The 8,150-nt window shown below is 60.1% G+C and carries 6 protein-coding genes and 1 pseudogene; 2 read left to right on the plus strand and 5 right to left on the minus strand.

The genetic code is table 11. The annotated features are described in order from the left end of the window. Positions 1–1,166: serine/threonine protein kinase (locus NW852_RS08500; RefSeq protein ID WP_414426644.1), on the minus strand; the 1,166-nt coding region annotated here is incomplete at its 3' end. 261 nt (positions 1,167–1,427) lie between these two features. On the opposite strand from NW852_RS08500, the gene NW852_RS08505 reads away from it, so the two are divergent. Beyond that, on the plus strand, positions 1,428–3,506 hold the full coding sequence (locus NW852_RS08505; RefSeq protein WP_414426645.1) for a cation:proton antiporter: 2,079 nt from the start codon (positions 1,428–1,430) through the stop codon (positions 3,504–3,506). 89 nt (positions 3,507–3,595) lie between these two features. Continuing rightward, positions 3,596–5,788, plus strand: a complete 2,193-nt coding sequence (gene glyS, locus NW852_RS08510; RefSeq protein ID WP_414371601.1) for a glycine--tRNA ligase subunit beta — start codon at positions 3,596–3,598, stop codon at positions 5,786–5,788. A gap of 34 nt (positions 5,789–5,822) precedes the next feature. Here the strand turns inward: glyS and NW852_RS08515 are convergent, their stop codons facing one another. The 4 genes and pseudogenes from NW852_RS08515 to NW852_RS08530 form a co-directional block, all read right to left on the minus strand. Further along, the gene (locus tag NW852_RS08515) at positions 5,823–6,746 is read right to left on the minus strand and encodes a fructosamine kinase family protein (protein WP_414365690.1); all 924 of its coding nucleotides are present in this window, start codon (positions 6,744–6,746) and stop codon (positions 5,823–5,825) included. A gap of 7 nt (positions 6,747–6,753) precedes the next feature. Further along, positions 6,754–7,206 (minus strand): hypothetical protein, encoded by a 453-nt coding sequence (locus tag NW852_RS08520; RefSeq protein WP_414371603.1) that lies wholly within the window; start codon positions 7,204–7,206, stop codon positions 6,754–6,756. Between the two features lie 112 nt (positions 7,207–7,318). Continuing rightward, positions 7,319–7,864: a GTP-binding protein gene (locus tag NW852_RS08525; protein WP_414371605.1), complete on the minus strand. Its 546-nt coding sequence runs from the start codon at positions 7,862–7,864 to the stop codon at positions 7,319–7,321. Positions 7,865–7,929: 65 nt separating this feature from the next. Then, a pseudogene (locus NW852_RS08530) lies at positions 7,930–8,150 on the minus strand (hypothetical protein); the annotation flags it as partial.

Below are 8,150 nucleotides of genomic sequence, written 5' to 3' on the forward strand. Positions count from 1 at the left end.
CAGTGGATCTGGGCCGGCCTCCCGCTCATCGGTGTCAGAGGGCAAAGGAACAGCAAGCGGTCTCTCAAAAGCAGACGGAGGCCCCAAAAAGTGCTCCCGGCGATGGCGGCAAAAAGAGCTATCCCGCCCCAGAGGGGGATCTGCCTGTCCCTGGACTCCGGCTGGGCGCCTTCCCAATCATCGATGGCTGCCAGGGTGCGCTCGGAGAACGGCGAGGTTGTTGGAGGGGGCGTGAGGGAAGAGCCGGCGCTGTTGTGGGATTGCAGGGATCCCTCCAATTGGTCGCTGAGGAGCTTCATGGTTTGGGGCCGCTGGCCGGGGTCTTTGGCCAGACAAGCAAGCACCACTTCCTCCAGCGCTGGCGGGATCTCATGAGGCAACTGGGAGCGGTCGAAGGGCCGAGGCTGTTGGTAGTTGTGGGCCTCGTACCAACCGGGAAAAGAATCGGTCTTGGGCTGCAGGGGGTGTTGCCCGGTCAGCATGCGGTGGAGCACCACGCCGAACGAGTAGATGTCGGAGCGGGGATCCAATTCCTCGCCGCGCACCTGCTCGGGAGAGGCGTAGCGCACCGTCCCCAAAAAGCCGGTGGTTTGGGTGCCGAGGGCCAAAGAAACATCGCTCAGCAACTTGGCGATGCCAAAATCCAGGATCTTGACCGTCTCTCCCAGGGTCTCATCTTTCAAAACAAAGAGATTGCTGGGCTTGATGTCGCGATGGATCACCCCTTTGATGAGGTGGCCATCTTGCTCAGTCTCCAAATTGTGGGCATAGTAGAGACCGGCACACACTTGGCGGGCGATCTTCACCACCTGCTGAGGGGGCAGCAGCGGGTGCTTGAGCATCAGTTCTCCCAAGCTGTGCCCCCTCAGGTATTCCATCACCAAATAAGGTTGGTTGTTCTCCAGACCGTAATCCAGCACCTTGACAATGGCCGGGTGCTCTCCCAGCAGGGTACTGATGCGAATTTCCTGCTGAAAGCGCTTGAGCAAGTGACGGCAGGTGTTTTCATCGCCTGCCAAGTTTTGGTGCAACAGCTTCACCGCCACTGGACGATTGAACAGGCGGGTATCCACAGCCTTGAACACCTGCCCCATGCCCCCTGCCGCAATCTTCTGAACCAGTTGATAGCGCTGACCGATCACTTTTCCAGGAGCAAGCTGGTTCATAAGCGGCCCAAGAGCATGTACCCTCCGATTTTAGTGTGTGTTTCTCGAAGGTTTCTCTCGCCTCTTTGCGGGCGCCGCCGCCAGGCTGTCTTCATTCCCAGTGTGTTCTTGATGTATTTTGAATGCTTGTTAAACACCCTGCCGGAGATTGAAGACTGGACGAAAGCCGTGGGCCATGGGGAGCTATCTGGATCTGGATGAATCTGATAGACTCAGGCGGGCGCTTGGCCGAGTCTGTGGGTTGCTGTCTGTTGGGTAGTGATGATGGCTAACTGGCTGCCAATTTCAGGGATCCCTCTGGCCCTGCTCGGCCCGGTGAAAGACCCAGTGCTGGTGTTTCTGATCCTCCTGACGATCATGCTGGTGGCCCCGCTGCTGTTTGAGCGGCTGCACCTGCCGGGGATCATCGGCCTGATCCTGTCCGGGTTGGTGGTGGGGCCCTACGGCTTGGGCATCTTGCAGCGGGACGGAACCATCGTCTTGTTGGGCACGGTGGGGCTGTTGTTTCTCATGTTCATGGCCGGGTTGGAGACCAGCCTGGAGGATTTGAAGCTCAACGCCGGCAAGGCCAGTGTCTTCGGGGTGCTCACCTTTCTGTTGCCAATGGTGATCGGCACGGCGGCCATGCTGGCCTTGGGGTATGACTTTCTGGCGGCAGTGCTGGTGGCCTCGTGTTTTGCCTCCCACACCCTCATTGCCCTGCCGATTGTCTCCAAGTTGGGCCTGATGCGCCTGCAGGCGGTAACAGCCACCCTGGGGGCGACGTTGATTACCAATGTCTTGGCGCTGCTGGTGCTGGCGGTGGTGGTGCGCGCCCATCAAGGGGAGCTGACACTGCAATTCTGGCTGACGCTCATCCCCTCGATTGCCCTCTACATGTTTGCCACCCTCTGGGGGGTGCCCAAGCTGGGCGGTTGGTTTTTCCAGCGCTTTGGCCACGACGAGGGGGCGGAGTTTACTTTTGTGATTGCCACCTTGTTCGTGGTGGCCTACGGGGCGGGGTTGATTGGCATTGAGCCTGTGGTGGGCGCCTTTTTGGCTGGGACGGCCATCACCCCCCTCATTCCCCAGCTCAGCCCCCTCATGAACCGGATTCAGTTCATCGGCAACACGTTGTTTATACCGTTTTTCTTGATCTCGGTGGGGATGCTGATCAACCCCAGCATTCTCTTGGGCGAGCCACGCACGCTGCTGGTGGGCGGAGTGATGATTGCCGCGGAGGTGGTGAGCAAGTTTTTGGCGGCTTGGATCCCGGCCCAACTGTTTGGCTGGCGCTTGGCCAGCGCTATGGTCATGTTCGGCCTGTCGGTAGCGCAGGCGGCGGCTACTTTGGCGGCAATCACGGTGGCTTTCAACGTGAAATTGGTGGATGAGCTGACGGTGAACGGCACCATCGCCATGATCCTGATTACCTGCATTGCCTCGCCTTGGATCGTGGCCCGCTGGGGTGAGCGACTCCAGCCTGCAGAGGTGGCGGCAGAAGCTGGTAACCTGCCCCAGCCAGCCTGGGGATCCCGCGTCCTGGTGCCGGTGGCCAACCCTGACACCGAGAGCAACCTGCTGCGGTTGGCTTTGATTCTGGCCAAGAAAGAAGGGGGGACGCTGCTGCCGCTGCACGTTTTGTCTGACCGCGCTGGGATCTCGCCGGCGGCTCTGGCCCGGCAAGAGCAATTGTTGACCTTTGCGGAAGTTCTAGCCCACAGCGCCGTGGCCCGAGTGGAAGCCATTCGGCGGGTGGATGATTCGGTGGAAAAAGGGATCATTCGCTCGGCAGCGGAACGGCAGGCGACCTTGGTGATCCTCGGCTGGAAGGGCTACTCCACCTACGCGGAAAATTTCTTTGGCAGCGTCATCGACGCAGTGGTGCGGCAGGTGGGGATCCCGGTGCTGATTACGCGCTTCCCCGTCCCCATCGAGACAACACAGCGCATCCTTTTGGCAGCCCCAGAGTTGGCAGTGTCTCCCGGATCCCTGCAGCAGACGATTGGGCTGGCGCAGACGCTGGCCGAGGAATTGAAGGCGGCGCTGCAGATTCTCCTGGTGCAAACCCGACCGCCACGGGAGCGCTCTCCGGCCCTGGTGGCGGCAAGCTACGCCCATCTGCCGCTCCAACGGGTGCAAGGAGGGCTGGTGGCCGAGGTGTTGAAGGCGCTGCAGCCGGGGGATGCATTGGTGTTGATCCCCAGCGAAGCCCGCAGCCGCTCCCGTCTGGGCCGCGAGCCGGAGATCATCGCCCGTAACCGGCCTAACCTTCCCATCCTTGTGGTGCATTTGCCTGCTGCCTCCCCGGCACGGCCGCAGGAGGGCGTTCTGGCAGTAGGGGATTCCACTTGGTCCTGATGGCGGGTTGCAGCTCTTGTGTGAACGCCGCCCCGGCTCCCCTGATAAACTGGGATCCCCAGGGGGGATGTCGCTAAGAGCAGAGGGGTATGGTTGCCTATTTGCTGGAAGTCGGCTGTGAAGAGCTGCCGGCCAGTTTTGTTGATTCGGCCCTAGAGCAGTGGAGGAAGGGGATCCCGGCCTCTTTGGCAGAAGCCCATCTACAGGCCGAGGAGATGCAGCTTTTCGGCACGCCGCGCCGCTTGGCAGTTCTGTTGCGGGGCCTGCCCACCCAGCAGCCGGATCGCACCCTGGAGGTGAAGGGGCCACCGGCTCAGGTGGCCTACCAAGATGGCCGCCTCACCCCTGCCGGGGAAAAATTTGCCCAGAAGCAGGGGGTGGATCCTGCCAGCCTGGAGATCCGACAGGTGGGCAAGGGATCCTTTGTCTTTGCCGTGCAGCGGCTGCAGGGGCGGCCGACGGCAGCGGTGCTCCAGGAATTGGCGCCCACTTGGATCACCAGCTTGAGCGGCGAACGGCTGATGCGCTGGGGCTATGGAGACTTGAAGTTTCCCCGTCCCATCCGCTGGCTGGTCTCCCTCTGGGACGATCAGGTACTGCCTTTGCTCTGGCCTACCCCTGAGGGCAATCCTCTGCCAGGCTTAGTGGCCGGGCGGGTCAGCCGTGGCCACCGCGTTTTGGGATCCCAGCAGGTTGTCCTGGAGCGGGCCGAGAGCTATGTTCAGCAAATGCAAGCAGCCGGCGTCAACCCTGACCCGGCGGCACGAGCGGCGCAGATCCAGGCGGAGGTGACCAAGCTGGCCAAGCAGGTGAACGGGCGAGCCCAGATCCCCCCTGTTCTGCTACAGGAGGTGGTGCAGTTGGTGGAGTGGCCAACGGCCGTTCTGGGGCGCTTTGAGCCGGAGTTTTTGCAATTGCCCCCTGCGGTCATCCAGACGGTGATGATCACCCACCAGCGCTACTTCCCGGTGCGGGATGGCCGGGATCCCGAGAAATTGCTACCCTACTTCATCACCATCTCCAACGGCGACCCCCGGCAAGCGGAGCGGATTGCGGCAGGCAACAGCCGCGTGGTGCGGGCGCGCCTAGCCGATGCCCGCTTTTTCTACGAGGAGGATCGCCGCATCCCCTTGGCCCAGCGGGTGGAGCGGCTGCAGGCGGTTACCTTTGCCGAAGGGCTGGGATCCATGCGCAATAAAGTGGAGCGCATCTGCCGCATCAGCCGCCTCATTGCCACTGCCTTAAATCTGGATCCCCAAGAACAAGCCTTAGTAGATCGCACGGCTTACCTGTGCAAGGCGGATCTGGTTACCCAAATGGTGTACGAGTTCCCGGAGCTGCAGGGGATCATGGGCGCCGAGTACGCCCGCCATGACGGCGAGCCGGAAGCCGTGGCAGAGGGGATCGAGCAGCACTACTGGCCCCTGGGGGCAGGGGAGGCTCTGCCCACCTCTTTGACCGGGCGGGTGGTGGGCTGGGCAGATCGCCTGGACACCTTGGTGGGCATGTTCCACCTGGGGCAGATCCCCACGGGTTCTTCGGATCGCTTTGCCCTGCGGCGGGCTGCCAACAGCCTGGTGTTGATTGCCTGGGATGCCGACTGGAGGTTGGATGTCAATCAGCTCCTGCGCCAGGTGGTGCAGGAGTATGCGGCGGGAGATGAAAAGACCTTAAAAGCGTTGCAGGAGTTTCTCGCCCAGCGGCTGCAAATCCTTCTGCAGGAGGAAAAGCGAATCGACTATGACTTGGTCAGAGCCGTGGTCGGGGATCCTGAATCCGTGCAGACAGAGGATCCCCAGAAAGCGGAACTGACCTTGCGGGCTTTGAGCAACCTGCCCCTCACCCTGCTGCGGGCCGAGTACTTACAACATCTGCGAGCTACTGAAGAATTGGCGGATCTCTACCCCACCCTCAACCGCTGCGCCCGCCTGGCCGCCCAGGGAGATTTGGACTACGCCGTGCTGAATCCAGCGGCTGCCGTGGATCCCAGCCTGTTTCAGGAGGCGGCAGAACGGGAGCTGTACGAGGCCTGTCAAAGGGTTTACCGGCTGGGGGTGGAGCCAGCCTTCCAAGGAGACTTTACCCCGCTGGTGGAGGGTCTGCAGGCAGCAGCCCCTGCAGTGGATCGCTTTTTCGAGGCGGTTTTGGTCATGGATCCGGATCCCAGGCTGCGGGCCAATCGGCTGAACCTATTGGGGATATTGCGCAACCAGTCCCGCCTGCTGGGAGATATGGGGGCTGTAGTCATGGCAGGGGAAGCTGCGCCAGAAAAGAGCCGCTAGCTGCCGGCTGGCTCTTCCCTTTGCGGGAGAGGGATTATCCAAGAAAGCGCAAGCATTGCTGCAAGGCCCGCTGCACCGAGCCCAGGTAGCCCTCTCCGAACAGGTTGAGATGGTTAAGCCAGTGGTAGAGCTGGTAAAGAGGCTTGCGCCGGGAATACCCCTCATCCAGCGGATAGGCTTCTTGATAGGCCTGGTAGAACTCCGGTGGAAAGCCGCCAAAAAGCTCGGTCATCGCCAGATCCGTCTCCCGATCCCCGTAGTAGGTGGCCGGGTCGAAAATCACCGGTGAGCCATCGGGCAAGGCGCCGTAGTTGCCGCCCCAGAGATCCCCATGGAGCAGAGACGGGACGGGCCGGTAGTCCCGAAAGAAAGTCTCCAGCTCCGCCATGACCCGCTCGGCTTGGGCTACCCACGCGCCGCGGTAACCCCGCTGGCAGGCCAGCTTGACCTGGTAGAGCAGTCGCTGTTCCCGGTAGAAGTCCAACCAGTTCTGCCGCCAACTGTTGATCTGCGGCGTCGAGCCGATGGTGTTATTGCGATCCCAGCCGTAGCTGCCGTTGGGGGAGAGCGTGCGGTGCAACTGGGCCAACTGGGATCCCAGTAAACTCCCCGTTTGGGGGCGGGGTGAGGTCAGCTCCAGGTATTCCAGCACCAGGTAAGCCTGCCCATCTAGGGATCCCCAGGCAATCGGCTGCGGCACTCGCACGGCGTTGGCAGCCGCTAAGGCTTGCAGGCCCGCTGCTTCTGCCGCGAACATCTCCAGCGCCCCCTCTCCCCCCCGCGCTACCTTGACAAAGTATTCCCGCCTTTCCTGGCCGGAAGAAGCCTGAAGCGCACAGGAAAGCTGGTAGGCAGCGTTGATGCTGCCCCCGCCTACAGAACGGAAGTGAAGGGGATCTAAGGGATCCCCTGTAATTTTAGAAAGGTGCTGGGCGATGGCCTGCCAAAAGTTCTGCATCAGTACCCTATTCTTCTTCCGTGGGCGTCGCCGCCTTAGAACCCAAAATAGCCCCTGCCCCGTAAGAATCGATATCAATAGCCTGGGATCCCCCCACCGCCAATAGATCCATCAGGGATCCCAGCCGCCACCAGATCAATCCTGCCGTGCTGAAGACAAGGATCCCGCCGACCAAGGCAGCCAAAGCCAAGGATAAGCCAAACACGTGCAAACAGGCAGCCACAAAGCCAAAGGCAAACCCACAGCAGAGACTGTAGGTGAGGATCACCCCTGGCGTGCGGTAGGGAATCTGGCCTTGGCGCTCTCGGTTCCGCTGCCAAAGGGCTACCTGGTACTCCAACTTGTCTTTAAAGATGAGGCCGAAAATAACAGCAAAGAAGCTAAACAGGGCAATGGCTGAGTAGATAGGGGGGTTGACAAAGCTACGGGAAAACTCTCCGCTGACGTAGAGGGACTCCATGAGGCTTACCTGATCCAAGTCCCCCTTAGCTTAACATTCCTTAGCATCTTCTGCTTCCGAGGCAGTACCTACAAGAAGCCGGAAGAGGCCGAGCCATCTCGGCTACCTTCTCTCAGGCGACCACTTGGGGCATCAGTTGCTCAACCAATAGGAGCAGCGTATTGGCCACGGAGGCCGGCTCTTGGGCATTTAAGGTCGTGTGGGGAACCGAGCCATCTTGGTTGTTCAAGATCAGCAAAATGTCTTCTGGATCCCAGGCATTGGGGTGATCGACATGAGTGATCCCGATAACTGAGGGAGCACTTGTCCTAGCTCTCATAAAGGCTTGAATGGCCTGGGCATTGCGAAACTGGCCGGGCAAGTGGGCAGGTACCAAAAGAATATATCCGTGGGCACGCCTAATCAAAATATCCCACATAAAGCTAAAACGGGCCTGGCCGGGAGTGCCGTAGAGATGCAGCCACATCTCTTCTTCCTCTTCGCCAATTCTCAGGCGGCCAAAGTCCATGCTGACTGTTGTGCTCTTCTTAAGCTCTGCCACCTCATCGGTGGCCTTGCGATCCGTATCGACCACTTCGATCTCGCTAATGGTGCGAATAAAAGTGGACTTTCCAGCTCCCACCGGCCCGGTTACAACAATGCGGAGAATATTGTCCATAGCTCTCAGCTCCAAGCCCCCAGCGCAGGCCCACCTATCCCAACCCAATTAATTAAGATTATTAATCAAGAGGAAGCTAAGCTGTTAGCCCCGGTAGCGATCAAGCGCTTAAACAAAGCCTCGCTCATGCCTGTTTCTTGCTGTACAGCATTATAGGCCACCTCAAGATAGGCCTGCTCAATAAAGGAAAGGTCGATCATACAAACTTTGCTTAGGCTCATCCGCAGTTGTTCGGGCTTGCCCTCTTTGACCAGCCGACGACTCACCTCCTGGACAACCGTCGCCA

The sequence above is a fragment of the Synechococcus sp. H60.1 genome (assembly GCF_047462335.1).
In the GTDB taxonomy this organism is placed as follows: Bacteria; Cyanobacteriota; Cyanobacteriia; order Thermostichales; family Thermostichaceae; genus Thermostichus.